The organism is Curtobacterium sp. NPDC090223, assembly GCF_044746585.1.
Taxonomy (GTDB): domain Bacteria; phylum Actinomycetota; class Actinomycetes; order Actinomycetales; family Microbacteriaceae; genus Curtobacterium.
The window spans coordinates 304403-318596 of sequence record NZ_JBIVCN010000002.1 but is presented as its reverse complement, the minus strand read 5'-3'; the positions used below and the strand labels follow the sequence as shown (position 1 = coordinate 318596).

Sequence of the window (14194 nt, the reverse complement as noted above, 5' to 3'; positions counted from 1 at the left end):
CCCGGCCATGCACGTGATCCTGGTGCCGGGCTTCTGGCTCGAAGCGGACGCGTGGGACCAGGTCGTCCCGGTCCTCCGCGATGCCGGGCACTCCGTCGAGGCACTGACCCGCGACGGAGACACCCTCGACGAACAGGTCGCCTCGGTCGTCGCCCGCCTGGACGACGTTGCCACCCCAGAGGATCCGGTGGTCCTGGCCGGACACTCCGGTGCCGGCCCGATCGTGTACATGGCAGCCGACCAGCGTCCGTCGCTCGTCGCGCACCTGCTCTACGTCGACACGTTCCCCGGCCCGACGGGCGGGTGCGTCAACGACGAACTCCCGGTCGTGGACGGCGTCGTCCCGCTGCCGAGCTGGGACTTCTGGGAGCCGGCGACGCTCCGCGGCCTGACGGACGCCGACAGGCGCGCCTTCGAGCACCGCGCCGTCCCCGAGCCCGCCGCGCTGCCGAGCGACCGGTTCCACTACGCGGACGCGGCGCGGCACACGATCCCGGCCACGATCATCTCCTGCGAGATCCCGGCCCCCGAGCTCGCCACGATGGTGGCCGACCACCAGGCGTGGGCGACGGAGCTGGTCGCGACCGAGGACCTGGCCATCGTCGGCCTCGACACCGGCCACTGGCCGATGTTCACCGCACCGCGGGAGCTGGGTGCGCTGATGGTCCAGGCCCTCGCGCCGCGCCCGTCCGTCGGTCACTAGCGACACACCCGGTCTGGAGGCCGGACCCGCGTCGTCGACGCGTGTCCGGTGCTGCAGGTGGCCGTCTCCGGGGCCGCGCGTGCGGTGCGGGGGCGAGCCCGGCCTCCAGGCGGGTGTGGACCGCGCTCCGCGCGTCCGGTGACGAACCGTGGGGGCTGTGGGGTTTGCGACACGCCCGGCGTTCTTGTAGTGTGGGTGGCTGGCCCGCGTCTGCGCGGGCCCGTTGTTCAGCCCTCCGACCGTCGCGAACGCCGCGGTTGCGCGGTGTCCGGGTTCCCTTCGACAGGGTCCACGGGCCTGGGCGGTGTGCACAACCCCCTCGCGACGTGGTCGCGCGTGTGCACCAGGCAAGTGAACTTGGGTGCGGCCGTCCGGTCGCACGGTACCTCAGGAGGAAACCATGGCAGCAGTGTGCCAGGTGACCGGAGCCACCCCCGGCTTCGGACACAACATCTCGCACTCGCACCGCCGGACGAAGCGTCGCTTCGACCCGAACGTGCAGAAGAAGACGTACTATGTGCCCTCGCTTCGTCGGAACGTCACGCTCACGCTCAGCGCCAAGGGCATCAAGGTCATCGACGCACGCGGCATCGAGTCCGTCGTCAAGGACCTCCTCGCCCGTGGGGAGAAGATCTGATGGCCAAGAAGGGTCAGGACGTTCGTCCGATCATCAAGCTCCGCTCGACGGCGGGCACCGGGTTCACCTACGTGACCAAGAAGAACCGTCGCAACAACCCGGACCGTCTCGTGCTGAAGAAGTACGACCCGGTGGTCCGCAAGCACGTCGACTTCCGTGAGGAGCGCTAAGCATGGCGAAGAAGAGCAAGATCGCGAAGAACAACCAGCGTGCCGTCATCATCGCGCGCTACGCCGAGCGTCGTCTCGAGCTGAAGAAGGCCCTCGTGGACCCGAACGGCACGGACGAGTCGCGTGAGGCCGCTCGCGTGGGGCTGCAGAAGCTCCCCCGCGACGCCTCGCCGATCCGCTACCGCAACCGCGACGCCATCGACGGCCGCCCCCGTGGCCACCTCGGTGAGTTCGGCATCAGCCGTGTCCGTTTCCGCGACATGGCGCACCGTGGCGAGCTCCCCGGCATCACGAAGAGCTCCTGGTAAGCATCCGCTTCCCCGAACGCCCCGTCACCCTCACCGGTGGCGGGGCGTTCGTCGTGTGCGGCGTTGGTCGTGTGCGGGTGTTCGTCGTGCGCGGGGGACAACTTCGTCACTTTGTTCACATTCGTCACTCCTCTCCCTCGACAACCCCGGAAATCCGGGCGAGTCGGCAGGTTTCGCCCCACCCGGCTGGTAGTTTCAAGTCCGGTTCCGCTGGGCTCCGGTCCGCTGATCCGATGCACCGGGCACCCGCCCGGAACACCGGACGCCTCGTGCGTCCGACCGATACGCAAGAAGTCCGAGGAGGACATCCAATGGCTGACAAGTCACTGAACCGCACCGAGCTCGTCGCTGCCGTCGCCGCCGAGTCCGGCCAGAGCCAGGCCACCGTCAACGGCGTCGTCGACGCCCTCTTCAGCGTCGTCTCGGGCTCCGTTGCCGACGGCACGAAGGTCACGATCCCCGGTTGGATCGCCTTCGAGAAGACGCACCGCGCCGCCCGCACCGGCCGCAACCCGCAGACGGGTGAGGCCATCGAGATCGCCGCGAGCGACTCGGTCAAGGTCAGCGCCGGCTCGAAGCTCAAGGCTGCGGTCAAGTAAGACTGCTCCACTGCACGGAGGGGACGGCTTCGGCCGTCCCCTTCGTCGTTCCCTCGCCGTTCCGCTGTCCGTTCGGCTGTCCGTTCCGCTGTCCACAGGGTGGGCCGGACGATTCTGCTGGCGCGGGAGCAGCGCCTAGGCTTGACGGGTGAACCGGATCGCGCGCATCGCCGGGCCAGCAGTCCTGGTCCTCGCCGCGTTCGTGTCCCTCCTGATCGCGCTCGTGATCGGCGGTGGGGCGAACGCCGCGCTGATCGCCGACCCCGGAGCCGCCGTGCGGTTCGGCCTGCCGATCGCCCGCGTCGTGGTCGACCTCTCGGCAGCCGCCACGATCGGTGGGCTCGCCCTCGCGACGATCGGCCTGTCGCGGACCGCGCCGGAGTGGAACCGTGCCATCGACGTCGCGGCTGCGGCCGCCGGGGTCTGGACGGTGGCGTCCGCCGTCACGACGTTCTTCACGTTCCTCAGCGTCGCGGGGTCCAGGGTCTCCCTCGACGAGCAGTTCGGCCAGTCGATGGGCGTCTTCCTCACCGGCACGGACCTCGGGCTCGCGTGGCTGGTCACCGTCCTCGTCGCGGCAGCCGTCACGGTCCTCTGCTTCGCCGTCCGCTCGCGGGGCATGGTCGCCCTGACCGCGGGCGTCTCGATGATCGGCCTGATCCCGCTCGCTCAGCAGGGGCACGCGGCGGGCACGGCCAGTCACGATGCCGCCGTCACCGCGCTCGGTCTGCACCTGATCGGCGCCGCGCTCTGGGTCGGGGGGCTCGTGATGCTCGTGCTCGTCCGTGGCGTCGTCCCGGGGGACCGCCTGGCGCTCGTCGTCAGCCGGTACTCGAGCATCGCGCTCGGCTGCTTCGTCCTGGTCGCGGTCTCGGGCGTCGCCTCGGCGCAGATCCGCGTCGGGGCGCTGTCGAACCTCTTCACCCCCTACGGCGTCCTGATCCTCGTCAAGATCGGTGCGATCGTCGCGATGGGCGTCCTCGGCGCGGTGCAGCGTCGGCGGGCGATCGTCGCGCTGTCCGCGGCTCCCGCCCGGCACCGGCCGTTCTGGACCCTCATCGTGCTCGAGCTCGCGGTGATGGGCGTGGCGTCCGGCTTCGCGGCGGCACTCGGGCGGACGGCCACCCCGGTGGACCAGATCGCCCTGAGCAAGACCACGAACCCCTCGCCGGCCGAACTCCTCACCGACGACACCCTGCCGCACGCACCCGGTGCATGGGGGTGGCTCACGCACTGGAACATCGACCTCTTCTGGCTGATGGCCGCCGTGCTCCTCGCCGCCACGTACGTCGCCGGGGTGGTCCGGCTCCGGCGGCGCGGCTGGTCCTGGCCCGTTCGCCGGTCGGTCGCCGCCGCCCTCGGGATCCTGTGCCTCGTCGTCGCCACCTCGGGTTCGCTCCACGACTACGACCGCTTCCTGGTGTCCGCCAACGTCGGGGCGCACGTGCTGCTCGGCCTCGTGGTGCCCGCGCTGGTCTGGGCCGCGGCACCCGTGCAGCTCATCCGCGCTGCGGTGCACCCGCGCGACGACGACAGCACCGGGGTCCGCGAGTGGACCGACGTCCTCGTCGAGAACCCCACCGTGCGGTACCTCGTCCAGCCGTTCCCGTCGATCCTGCTGCTCGCGGCGGTGTGGTGGGCGTTCTACGGCACCCAGGCCGTGCGCTGGTCCGTCAGTGACTCCATCGGCCGGACGGTGATCGACGCCGTCTTCCTGCTCGTCGGGCTGCTCGCGCTCCCCACCCTGTTCACCCCGATCGCCGCCGGTGCCCGGGCGGCTTCGCGGGCGGCGTTCCTCGTCCGGGTCGTCGGCGGCCTCGTCGTCGCTGCCGGCACGGTCTCGCTCGGCATCGCCATGCGGGGACCGCTCGGGCTGCTGCAGGCGTCGTGGTTCGGGGCGATGGGACGCACCTGGGGACCGGACCCGCTCGTCGACCAGGCCCGCGGGGGCACCGTGCTCGTGGTGGCCGGCGTGCTGCTGTTCGTCGCCGTGGTCGTCGTCGGTGCCGTGCGGCTCCGTCAGGGCGCGGACCCGGCCGGGGTGGCGCCGGCCGCCCCCGCTCCGGGCCCGACCGCGCACCAGGACGACCGCGACCAGGTCAGCGTCGACGCCGCCGGCTCCGGGGCGAGCACCTCGTGAGCATCGAACTCAGCGCCGAGCAGCGCGCCGTCTTCGAGTACATCGAGTCGACGCGCGACCACGTGTTCATCACGGGCCGTGCCGGCACCGGGAAGTCCACGCTGCTGAACCACCTGTCGTGGAACACCGAGAAGCAGGTCGTGATCTGCGCCCCGACCGGCGTCGCCGCGCTCAACGTCGGCGGACAGACGATCCACTCGCTCTTCCGGCTGCCGATCGGGCTCATCGCGGACGCCGAACTCCGCCAGGGCCCGGAGACCCGGAAGCTCCTCAACACGATGGACACCCTGGTGATCGACGAGGTCTCCATGGTCAACGCCGACCTGCTCGACGCGATGGACCGCTCACTGCGCAAGGCCCGCGGGCGGCAGTTCGAGGCGTTCGGCGGCGTCCAGGTCGTCATGTTCGGCGACCCGTACCAGCTCCCGCCGGTCCCCGGAGACGCCGACGAACGCGCGTACTTCACCGACCACTACCGCTCGCTGTGGTTCTTCGACGCGAAGGTCTGGCTCGAGGCCGAGCTCAACATCATCGAACTCGCGACCGTGCACCGGCAGCGCGACGACGCCTTCGCCGCCATGCTCACCGCCGTGCGGCACGGGCGGGTCACGGCGGACATCGCCGACCGGCTGAACGAAGCCGGCGCCCGGCCCGCGCCCGACGACGCGATCACGCTGGCCACGCGGAACGACACCGTCGCGCGCATCAACAAGGCAGCGCTCGAGCGGCTCCCCGGCAAGCTGAAGACCGCGCGCGCCGACGTGAACGGCGACTTCGGCGGCCGGAACTTCCCCGCCGACGAAGCCCTCGAGCTCAAGCCGGGCGCGCACGTGATGTTCCTCCGCAACGACCCGGACCAGCGCTGGGTGAACGGCACGCTCGGCATCGTGCAGACCATCCGCGACACCGTGTGGGTGGACGTCGACGGCGAGTCCTTCGAGGTACAACCGTCGGTCTGGGAGAAGTTCAAGTACTCCTACGACGCGGACAAGAAGGAGCTCAAGAAGGACACCGTGGGGGAGTTCCAGCAGTTCCCGCTGCGCCTGGCCTGGGCGGTGACGATCCACAAGTCGCAGGGCAGCACCTACGACCGGGCGGTGATCGACCTGGGGAACCGGGTGTTCAGCGCCGGCCAGACCTACGTCGCGCTGTCGCGGCTGACCTCACTCGACGGTCTCTTCCTGACCCGGCCGCTGCGCCCGTCGGACATCATCGTGGACCTCGACGTCCGGCGCTTCATGTCCGAGGCGCCTCGCGTCGTCGCCACCCAGCTCGAGGCGCCCAAGCCCGACGCCTGAGGCCCGCAGTCGCGCTGCGCTCGCGCTGGCGCCGGCGCGCTGCGTGCGTCCGCAACGTTCGACACCGCAGAAGTCGATCGACTCGTGCGGTGTCGAAGCCTGCGAATGCATCGGATGCGTTCGCAGAGTTCAACACGGCAGAAGTGGATCGACCGCTGCGGTATCGGAAACGCCATGCGACCGGATCGGACCGGCCGCGGCGCGCGTCAGGCGCGCGCGGCTCGCAGTGCGCGGATGTTCTGCTTGTCGGCGCCGAGTGCGGTGAGCAGCAGGACGACGCCGACGATGGCGTTGAAGACGTTGTCGGTCGTGTTGAGCGCGAAGACGTTGGCCGAGGTGTTCACGAACACGAAGCCGTACACCGCGAGCACCACGAGGACGATCCCCACCAGGACGTTCACGTTGCGCGACCCGATCGTGTTGCCGAGCCCGACGATGAACAGCGCCGCGGCGAGCAGGGTCCAGACGGAGGCGAGCGCCGGGTTCACCAGGAAGGCGTTCCACAGCAGGCCGCCGCTGTCACCGAAGAAGGCGTGCCCGTTCTCACCGGCGAAGAAGAAGCCCAGGATGCCCCAGATGGCGAGCAGGGTGCCGACGGTCAGCGCGAGCGCACGGTTCGGCGAAGCGATGATGCTCGGTTCCTTGACGGCCACGTCGGTCTCCTCCTGTGGGGCCACGTCCTGCGCGGCGACTGGTGTGCTCCGAGCGGGCCTGACGCTCCGCTGGACGAGGCCGATCGGGCCCTGGTTCCCAGGATTCGACCGGCCGCCCAACGGTATCGTGTCGGACCCCGAGCGACCCAATCGAAGCGCCGTCACCAGGCGCACGACGAGGCCGGCGACGACGACACCGAGGAGGACGATCCCCGTGACCCGCACGCCCGATCGCAGCGCCCTGCCCTCGCGTGACGACGCACGCGGGCCGAGCGTGTCCCGGCGGCTCCGGTGGGGGGTGCTTGCGGGTGTGGGGTTCGTGATCGTGCCTCTCGTCTACGCGGTCGCGGTGCTGACGCCGTTCGGGCAGCGGCTCGAGGACTCCGCACTCGGCGGGGTCAGGGAGACCGACCTGTTCGGGTCGGACACCGCGCTCAACGTCATCTCGGTCCCGGTGATCCTGTTGCTGGTGGTCGTGATCGCCGCCGTGGCCTTCGCCCGGAGGCGGCTCGCCGTCGGACTGGCGGCGGGTCTGGTGGTGCTCGCCTCGGCCGGCACCTCGACGCTGCTCAAGCGTATCGCCGTGCGCCCGGAGATCGCCCAGTCGACGACGCCGAACTCGTTCCCGTCCGGCCACGCGACCATCGCCCTCGCCGCGCTGTTCGCCGTCCTGATGGTCACCCCGCGTCGTTTCCGACCCGTCGTCCTGCTCATCGGGGCGGCCTACGCGGTCTTCGTCGCGAACCAGACCGTGGTCTACGGGTGGCACCGGGTGAGCGACATCGTCGGGGCCTGCGCGATCGCCCTGTTCTGGCTCGGCATCGTCCGGGCGTTCGGGCCCGCCGTGGACCGCGGCGCCCGGGGTGACCGGGACGGCCGTCGCGGCCCGCGCCGAGTGGTCACCGCCGTGCTGCTGGTGTCCGTCGGGGTGGTGCTCGCGGTCGGCGTGACCGCGCTGGTCGTCGCCCTCGCGAGCGGGTACGGGTCCGGCAGCTACGACCACGACGCCCTCCTCGTCGCCGGGCGGATGGCCTCGTCGGCGGCCGTGCTCGTCGTCGTCACCGTGGTGTGGCTCGCGGACGGCATGCACCACGCGGCTGCGACGACGGACACGAAGGGTGTGCCTGCGCCGGCATGAGCCCCCGGTGACAGGAGTGTGACGGCCGCGGACGGGGGCTCGTCAGCGCGAGGGTGACGTCGCTTCCGGGTCTGCGTCGCCGGCGTGCATCGTCCGGAGGATCCGGCGGGCGATCCGAGCCTCCTCGTCCGAGCCGACCTCGTCGCGGACCGCTCGGACGGAGAGCCCGAGGATCTCCGCGATCTCCGACGGCGCCACGTGCAGCTCGGTGAGCCGCTCGACGAGCGCCTCACGATCACGGGCGACGGAGTCCTCGAGCGCCCGCGCCGCCGCCCGCATCGCCCGGGCCCGCTCGCTCGCGTCCCGGACGGCCGCGATCCGGGCCGCAGTGGACTCGTCCCCGACGGCGAACTCGATGCGCGGGAGCGACCCCGCGAAGTCCTGCACCATCGTGCGGTGCCGAACGACGACGTCGTCGAGCCAGGCACCGTGGTGCTCGATGGCGGGGTAGTCGACGCAGCGGAGCACCCACTCGTCGTCGACGAGCGCGGCTGTCGAGGAGATGGTCGGCACGGTGGAACCTCCGCGGAGTCCTGATCGGTGAGCCTGGTGAGGGTTCCACGGCAACGCTACGCGTGTTGCTCAGGAACGGCCGTCGGCACTTCGGTGGACGTCGCGGAATAGTCTCCGGTGCGTTACGTTGTACTCGTCAGTTCGATGCAAACGCATAGAACGATCACGCAGGAGGCGGACACCATGCAGTTCGGTATCTTCACGGTCAGTGACGTCACGACCGACCCCACCACGGGAACCACGCCGGACGACACACAGCGCGTCCGCGACATCCTCACCATCGCCGAGCACGCGGACCAGGCCGGCCTCGACGTCTTCGCCACGGGCGAGCACCACAACCCGCCGTTCGTCGCGTCCTCGCCGACGACGATGCTCGGGTACCTCGCCGGTCGCACGAAGAACATCACGCTCTCGACCTCGACGACGCTGATCACCACGAACGACCCCGTGCGCATCGCCGAGGAGTACGCGATGCTCCAGGTCATCTCCGACGGCCGCATGGACCTGATGATGGGTCGCGGCAACACCGGCCCGGTCTACCCGTGGTTCGGGCAGGACATCCGGCAGGGCGTCAACCTGGCGATCGAGAACTACGCGCTCGTCCGCCAGCTCTGGGAGAACGAGGTCGTCAACTGGCAGGGCAAGTTCCGCACGCCGCTGCAGGGCTTCACGTCGACCCCGCGTCCGCTCGACGGCGTCGCGCCCTTCGTGTGGCACGGCTCGATCCGCACCCCGGAGATCGCCGAGCAGGCCGCGTACTACGGCGACGGCTTCTTCCACAACAACATCTTCTGGCCGATCGAGCACACCGCGCAGATGGTCGGGCTGTACCGGCAGCGCTTCGAGCACTACGGGCACGGCACCGCGGACCAGGCGATCGTGGGCCTCGGCGGGCAGTTCTTCGCCCGGAAGAACTCGCAGGACGCGATCGACGAGTTCCGGCCGTACTTCGACAACGCCCCGGTCTACGGCCACGGACCGTCGATGGAGGACTTCACGCAGCAGACCCCGCTCACGGTGGGGTCCCCGCAGCAGGTCATCGACCGGTACGCGGCGATGAAGGATAGCGTCGGGCACTACCAGCGCCAGCTGTTCCTGGTCGACCACGCGGGGCTGCCGCTCAAGACGGTGCTCGAGCAGATCGACATCCTCGCCGAGGACATCGTCCCCGAGCTCCGCAAGATCAACGACGAGGGCCGTCCGGCGGGCGTGCCGTCGAACCCGCCGTCGCACGTGGAGCGCGTCGCGGCCGCCCGTGCGGCAGGTACGGCCGGCGCCGACCACGTCGCCGCGGTCGACGAGTGGACCGGCGCGTCGGTCTGAATGTGACCCGGCGAGGGGTGGTTTCCACCCACGCCGCGTGACGGGAGGGTGGAATCGCGCGTAGGGGGTCGGAACTTCTGACCCACTACGCGCGATTCGACTGCCTACGCGTGATCGCGCGCGGCGCCGGGTGCGGCAGCGCGCGGCGCTCGCGGCGCTCGCGGCGCGCGCGCCGGCAGCAGCTTCAGGCCGACCACGCACCCGACGATGCCCGCGATGAACACCAGGCGGAGCACCGTGACCGGCTCGGCGCCCGTCGCCATGCCCCAGAGCACCGTGAGGGCCGCCCCGGTCCCCGTCCACACCGCGTACGCCGTGCTGATCGGGATGTGCCGCAGCACGTACCCGAACGCGACCAGGCTGATCACGATCGTGATCGCGAAGACGATCGTCGGCTGCAGGCGGGTGAAGCCCTGGCTCTCGCCGAGCGCGGTCGCCCAGACGGTCTCGAGTGCGGCGCTGACGAACAGCACGATCCAGGCCATCTCAGTTCACCACCTTGAGGCCGACGACGCAGGCGACCAACCCGAGGACGAGCGCCACCCGGCCGAACGACGCTGCCTCCTGCTTGCGGGCGATCGCGACGAGCACCGTCAGGGACGCGCCGATGCCGACCCACACCGCGTAGGCCGTCCCGACCGGGATCGCCGTCATCGCGAACGCCAGGCCGGCCATGCTCGCGGCCATGCCGACGACGAAGACGATCGTCGGCACCACCTTCTTGAACCCGTTCGACGCGCCGAGTGCGGTCGCCCACACGGCTTCGAGCACGCCGGACATGACCAGGACGATCCACGTCATGCTGTTCCTCCCGACTTGTGTTCGCACGACTGTGCGACAACGATCCCAGTTCTAGCACGAAGTCGTACAGTCGTGCCAGAATGATCGGGTGGCTCGCAGCATGAACGTCGAAGAGCGCCGCCGGACCGTGTCCGAGGCGGCGTGCCGTGTGCTCGCGCGCGACGGCCTCGGCGCGCTGAGCGTCCGGAACGTCGCCGCCGAGGCAGGGCTGCCGCCGAGCACCGTCCGCTACACGTTCCCGACACAGGCCAGCGTGCGGGAACACGCGCTCACCCTGGTCTTCGACGGCACCGCGGCGCGCATCGACGCGCTGCCGCCCGACCTCACCGGGACGGCCTACGCGCACGCCGTCCTGGTCGAGCTGCTGCCCCTCGACGACGAGCGGCGCATCGAGCTCGACGTCTACCTGGCGCTCGGGACTGCGGCGCTGACCGACGCCGAGCTCCGCCCGTTCCACGACCGCGTCGTCGAGGAGATGCGGCAGTGGTGCGCGCGGATCCTCGGGGCGCTCGGGGTGCCGGCGGCCGACACGGAGTACGAGACCCAGCGGCTGCACGCCATGGTGGACGGCCTGGCCCTGCACGTGGTGCGACTCGATCCTGGCGGGGACGCGAGCTGGGCGATCGACCTGCTCGACCGGCACGTCGCAGGGCTCGCCCAGGGCTGACGCCGGAGCCCGCCACCGGCGTCGCCTATCCTGGCCCGGTGACGACGCGCACCACGACGCCGCCGCAGCAGCGCACCCGGAGCCGCACCGGCCCGGGACTCGTGCTGCTGGCCGTCGTCGTCCTGCTCGGGATCCGCCTGGCCACACCGAGCATCGGCAGCGCCGGGCTGCCGGACGTCGTGCAGGACTTCCTGACGCTCGCGATCAGCGTCGTGGTGGAGTCCCTGCCGTTCGTCGTGCTCGGCATCGTCCTGTCGATCGTCGTCGAGGTGTGGGTCCCGCAGGGCGCACTCGAGCGGGTCCTGCCGAGCCGCCCGATGCCCCGTCGCGCCGTGATCTCCCTCATCGGCATGCTCTTCCCGGTCTGCGAGTGCGGCAACGTCCCGCTCGCCCGCGGCCTGATGCTCCGCGGCTTCACCCCGGCCGAGGCGGTCACCTTCCTCGTCGCCGCCCCGATCCTCAACCCGCTCGTCATCGTCAGCACCGCGCAGGCCTTCGGGTGGTCCGGGTGGATCCTGCCCGTCCGGATCGTGGGCGGCTTCGTCGTCGCCAACCTCGTCGGCTGGATCGTCGCCGCGCACCGTCGCCCGACGGACCTGCTGCTGCCCGCGTTCGAGGCCCGCTGCCGCGCCGCGGTGGGTGCCCCCGTCGGCCGGAACCGGTGGCGGGAGAGTGCTGCGCAGTTCGGCGGCGAGACCGCGACGATGATGCCCGCCCTGTTCGTCGGGGCCGGGCTGGCTGCCGCGATCCAGGTCGCCGTCCCGCGGAGCACCCTCGTCGCGATCGGCAGCAACCCCGTGCTCTCGGTGCTGGCGATGATGCTCCTCGCGATGACGGTCTCGCTCTGCTCCAACGTCGACGCGTTCTTCGCGCTGTCCTTCGCCTCGACGTTCCTGCCGGGTGCGCTCACCGCGTTCCTCGTCATCGGCCCGATCATCGACGTCAAGATGATCGCCCTGCTCCGCACGACGTTCCGCACCCGGTTCCTCGTGCTGCTGAGCGTCGTCTGCGTCCTGTTCGCCGCCGCTGTCGGGTTGGTGATGAATGTCCTCGTCTGAGCACACGGGTCGCCGCCGGGCCCTCCTCGGCCTCGGGTCGGTCCTCGCCGTCGCCGTCTGTACCCTGTGGCTCGCAGCCGCGGGGCACCTCGACCTGTACATCAACCCGCGGTACTCGGTGTTCACGGTCGTGCTCGCCGCCGTCGCCGTGCCGGCATCGATCGCCGGCCTCGTCGTGACCGCACGGGGAGCCGGCCACACGCACGACCACGCGGGTCCGGACGACGAGACGGTCGCCTCCACCAGGACAGGAGGCCCCACTCGCCGCATCGGGTCGGCCCTCGCCGGCGCGGCGGCGCTGGTCACGGTCGTGGTCACCGTGGCGATGCTGGTCCTGCCCCCGACGACCCTGTCCGCGCGGACCGCGCAGCAGCGGGCCGTCGACTCCGCCACGCTGTCCGACGCCACCGGGTCCGCGGGTGTCTCCCTCCTCGGCAGCGACTCGGTCGACACGTCCGGCTACGGCGTGAAGGACTGGGCGGCGCTCATCCGGCAGACCACGGACACGTCGTCCCTCGTGGGCAAGCGGGTCACCCTGACCGGGTTCGTCGTGCCGGGGAACGACGGCTCGTTCACCCTGACGCGCTTCGTGATCAGCTGCTGCGCGGTCGACGCCCAGCCGGTCGGCCTCGGGGTGACCACCGACGAGACCCCGCCGGACGAGAACCAGTGGGTGCGCGTGACCGGGGCGCTCGCGGCGAACCCGGACCAGTCCTCGGACGCGCGGATCGTCGTCAAGGCCGCCGCCGTGCAGCGGATCGCACAGCCGGAGGACCCGTATGAGTACTGACACGGGACGACCATTGGCGACACGCTTCCGCCGGCGCTTCGTCGCCGTGGTGCTCGTGCTCGTCGTCGTGGCCGCGCTCGCCGCGGTCGTCGGGTCGCAGCAGGGGCCCCGGCTGCGCTCGGTGTCGTACGACGCGACCGACATCGTGTCCCGCCCGGCGCAGCGCGTGATCCTCACCGCGAACCAGGCGCTGCAGCGCGTGTCCGCCGGGGACGTCCGGGTCAGTCCGGCGGCCGCGCACACGGTCACGTCGAGCGGCAACACCGTCGCGGTCGAGTTCGCCGGACCGCTCGAGTACGACCGCGCCTACACGGTCACGGTCTCCGGGGCTCGGGCGCCGGGGCAGGCCGCGACCGCCGAGCTCCGCGCGACGATCCGCACCGGCACGACCGACGTGCTCGCGCTCGTGCCGGGTACCGGCGGGACGACGGACCGGATCGTGCGCCGCGCGATCGACGCCTCGGGCGCGACCACCGTGTACCAGGGCAGCGGGATCGCCGAGTACGTGCGACTGAGCCGGTCGCTCGTGGTGCTCCGGAACTCCGGCGCCGGGAACTCCACGATCGACATCGTGTCCCTGCGCGACGGCGTGGAGGACCAGGACGCCCCGGTCGAGCACATCACCCTGCCGAGCAGTCGCGGGCACGCGTCGGCGCTGCACGCGTCCGACGACGGCGCCTCGTTCGGGTTCGAGTACGCCGACACGTCCACCGGGGAGTCCCGGGACGTCGGGCTGTACGTGGTCGACATGACCGGCACCCACCTGCCGCAGCCCGTCACGGCGGACGGCGGGCCGACGACCGGTGCCGTCCCGATCACGGTGAGCCAGTGGGCGTACGTGCCGCGCACCGAGAGCGCGCTCGTCCGGACGGGCACCGACGAGCTGTTCCTCATCGACATGAGCGGCACCGTCGACCCGATCCGGCTGGGATCCTCGACGTACCTGCACGGCTTCGTCGGGACCGGTACGACGGCCGTCGTGGAGTCCGGCACGGGGATCGAGCGCGTCGACCTCACGGACGGGGAGCGGACCCCGATCGTCGCACCCGCCGGGAGCACCGATGCGCCGTACCTCGGGCGGATCGCCCAGCTGACGGACGAGACGTACCTGCGGACCGTGGGGGAGGTCCGTGCAGACGGGACGATCGCCAGCCGCATCGTGCGTGTGGACGGCAGCCGAGCCTCCCGGCTGCCGGTGACCATCCCGGCGGACGCGACCCTGAACGCCCTGTGCCCGTCACCCAACGGACAGTTCGTCGCCGTCGTGACGAAGTCCGACGGCGGCGCCCTCGTCAGCATCGTCGACGCGACGTCCGGTGCGCTCGAGGCGAGCCTCACCGGCGAGGCGATCGACTGGTGCGGAGCCCTCCCGAGCGGCGACGAGGTCAGCTGACAC

At 71.1% G+C, this 14194-nt stretch carries 17 protein-coding genes; 13 read left to right on the top strand and 4 right to left on the bottom strand.

Annotated features, from left to right (window positions below):
- Positions 1-7: 7 nt before the first annotated feature.
- From ACIPJY_RS06080 to ACIPJY_RS06050, 7 genes are all read left to right on the top strand, one after another.
- Entirely contained in the window at positions 8-703 is a 696-nt protein-coding gene (locus ACIPJY_RS06080; protein ID WP_400463701.1) for an alpha/beta fold hydrolase, read from the top strand.
- Positions 704-1103: 400 nt separating this feature from the next.
- Positions 1104-1340, top strand: a complete 237-nt coding sequence (gene rpmB, locus ACIPJY_RS06075; RefSeq protein ID WP_022903747.1) for a 50S ribosomal protein L28 — start codon at positions 1104-1106, stop codon at positions 1338-1340.
- Positions 1340-1510, top strand: a complete 171-nt coding sequence (gene rpmG / locus ACIPJY_RS06070; protein ID WP_056123557.1) for a 50S ribosomal protein L33 — start codon at positions 1340-1342, stop codon at positions 1508-1510. Before rpmB ends, rpmG begins: the two co-directional genes overlap by 1 nt.
- Before the next feature lie 2 nt (positions 1511-1512).
- A complete protein-coding gene (rpsN, locus tag ACIPJY_RS06065; RefSeq protein ID WP_017886455.1) occupies positions 1513-1818 on the top strand; it encodes a 30S ribosomal protein S14 in 306 nt (101 codons plus the stop codon).
- Positions 1819-2129: 311 nt separating this feature from the next.
- Positions 2130-2417 (top strand): HU family DNA-binding protein, encoded by a 288-nt coding sequence (locus ACIPJY_RS06060; protein ID WP_022908191.1) that lies wholly within the window; start codon positions 2130-2132, stop codon positions 2415-2417.
- A gap of 148 nt (positions 2418-2565) precedes the next feature.
- Positions 2566-4557 (top strand): cytochrome c oxidase assembly protein, encoded by a 1992-nt coding sequence (locus ACIPJY_RS06055; RefSeq protein ID WP_400463694.1) that lies wholly within the window; start codon positions 2566-2568, stop codon positions 4555-4557.
- Positions 4554-5855, top strand: coding sequence for an ATP-dependent RecD-like DNA helicase (locus ACIPJY_RS06050; protein ID WP_400463691.1), 1302 nt, complete (start codon positions 4554-4556; stop codon positions 5853-5855). Before ACIPJY_RS06055 ends, ACIPJY_RS06050 begins: the two co-directional genes overlap by 4 nt.
- A 206-nt stretch (positions 5856-6061) precedes the next feature.
- On the opposite strand, the gene ACIPJY_RS06045 is transcribed toward ACIPJY_RS06050, so the two are convergent.
- The gene (locus tag ACIPJY_RS06045) at positions 6062-6508 is read right to left on the bottom strand and encodes a DUF4383 domain-containing protein (protein WP_400463689.1); all 447 of its coding nucleotides are present in this window, start codon (positions 6506-6508) and stop codon (positions 6062-6064) included.
- 325 nt (positions 6509-6833) lie between these two features.
- Between ACIPJY_RS06045 and ACIPJY_RS06040 the strand changes: the two genes are divergently transcribed.
- Positions 6834-7646 (top strand): phosphatase PAP2 family protein, encoded by an 813-nt coding sequence (locus ACIPJY_RS06040; protein ID WP_400468149.1) that lies wholly within the window; start codon positions 6834-6836, stop codon positions 7644-7646.
- A gap of 42 nt (positions 7647-7688) precedes the next feature.
- On the opposite strand, the gene ACIPJY_RS06035 is transcribed toward ACIPJY_RS06040, so the two are convergent.
- Positions 7689-8159, bottom strand: a complete 471-nt coding sequence (locus tag ACIPJY_RS06035; protein ID WP_400463683.1) for a hypothetical protein — start codon at positions 8157-8159, stop codon at positions 7689-7691.
- A 183-nt stretch (positions 8160-8342) separates the two neighbouring features.
- On the opposite strand from ACIPJY_RS06035, the gene ACIPJY_RS06030 reads away from it, so the two are divergent.
- The gene (locus ACIPJY_RS06030) at positions 8343-9482 is read left to right on the top strand and encodes a CE1758 family FMN-dependent luciferase-like monooxygenase (RefSeq protein ID WP_400463680.1); all 1140 of its coding nucleotides are present in this window, start codon (positions 8343-8345) and stop codon (positions 9480-9482) included.
- 104 nt (positions 9483-9586) lie between these two features.
- Here ACIPJY_RS06030 and ACIPJY_RS06025 read toward each other — a convergent pair whose 3' ends face one another.
- On the bottom strand, positions 9587-9967 hold the full coding sequence (locus ACIPJY_RS06025; RefSeq protein WP_400463677.1) for a DMT family transporter: 381 nt from the start codon (positions 9965-9967) through the stop codon (positions 9587-9589).
- A 1-nt stretch (position 9968) separates the two neighbouring features.
- Positions 9969-10283, bottom strand: a complete 315-nt coding sequence (locus ACIPJY_RS06020) for a DMT family transporter (RefSeq protein ID WP_400463674.1) — start codon at positions 10281-10283, stop codon at positions 9969-9971.
- Between the two features lie 88 nt (positions 10284-10371).
- Here ACIPJY_RS06020 and ACIPJY_RS06015 point away from each other — a divergent pair, with 88 nt between their 5' ends.
- Genes ACIPJY_RS06015 through ACIPJY_RS06000 form a run of 4 tightly spaced genes read left to right on the top strand, consistent with a single transcriptional unit; the run spans position 10372 to position 14191 of the window.
- Positions 10372-10950, top strand: coding sequence for a TetR/AcrR family transcriptional regulator (locus tag ACIPJY_RS06015; RefSeq protein WP_400468147.1), 579 nt, complete (start codon positions 10372-10374; stop codon positions 10948-10950).
- A 38-nt stretch (positions 10951-10988) separates the two neighbouring features.
- On the top strand, positions 10989-12008 hold the full coding sequence (locus ACIPJY_RS06010; protein WP_400463668.1) for a permease: 1020 nt from the start codon (positions 10989-10991) through the stop codon (positions 12006-12008).
- Positions 11995-12798: a TIGR03943 family putative permease subunit gene (locus tag ACIPJY_RS06005; RefSeq protein ID WP_400463665.1), complete on the top strand. Its 804-nt coding sequence runs from the start codon at positions 11995-11997 to the stop codon at positions 12796-12798. The genes ACIPJY_RS06010 and ACIPJY_RS06005 overlap by 14 nt, the downstream gene beginning before the upstream one ends.
- Positions 12799-12811: 13 nt before the next feature.
- Positions 12812-14191 carry a hypothetical protein gene (locus ACIPJY_RS06000; protein WP_400463662.1) on the top strand — a complete coding sequence of 460 codons (1380 nt, stop codon included), beginning with the start codon at positions 12812-12814 and terminating at the stop codon, positions 14189-14191.
- Positions 14192-14194 lie beyond the last annotated feature (3 nt).

What these genes read in the sequence shown, in the direction of transcription:
- ACIPJY_RS06080 (WP_400463701.1), top strand. Translation starts at nt 8, where the DNA reads ATGCACGTGATCCTGGTGCCGGGCTTCTGGCTCGAAGCGGACGCGTGG.
- rpmB (WP_022903747.1), top strand. Translation starts at nt 1,104, where the DNA reads ATGGCAGCAGTGTGCCAGGTGACCGGAGCCACCCCCGGCTTCGGACAC.
- rpmG (WP_056123557.1), top strand. Translation starts at nt 1,340, where the DNA reads ATGGCCAAGAAGGGTCAGGACGTTCGTCCGATCATCAAGCTCCGCTCG.
- rpsN (WP_017886455.1), top strand. Translation starts at nt 1,513, where the DNA reads ATGGCGAAGAAGAGCAAGATCGCGAAGAACAACCAGCGTGCCGTCATC.
- ACIPJY_RS06060 (WP_022908191.1), top strand. Translation starts at nt 2,130, where the DNA reads ATGGCTGACAAGTCACTGAACCGCACCGAGCTCGTCGCTGCCGTCGCC.
- ACIPJY_RS06030 (WP_400463680.1), top strand. Translation starts at nt 8,343, where the DNA reads ATGCAGTTCGGTATCTTCACGGTCAGTGACGTCACGACCGACCCCACC.
- ACIPJY_RS06025 (WP_400463677.1), bottom strand. Translation starts at nt 9,967, where the DNA reads ATGGCCTGGATCGTGCTGTTCGTCAGCGCCGCACTCGAGACCGTCTGG.
- ACIPJY_RS06020 (WP_400463674.1), bottom strand. Translation starts at nt 10,283, where the DNA reads ATGACGTGGATCGTCCTGGTCATGTCCGGCGTGCTCGAAGCCGTGTGG.
- ACIPJY_RS06005 (WP_400463665.1), top strand. Translation starts at nt 11,995, where the DNA reads ATGTCCTCGTCTGAGCACACGGGTCGCCGCCGGGCCCTCCTCGGCCTC.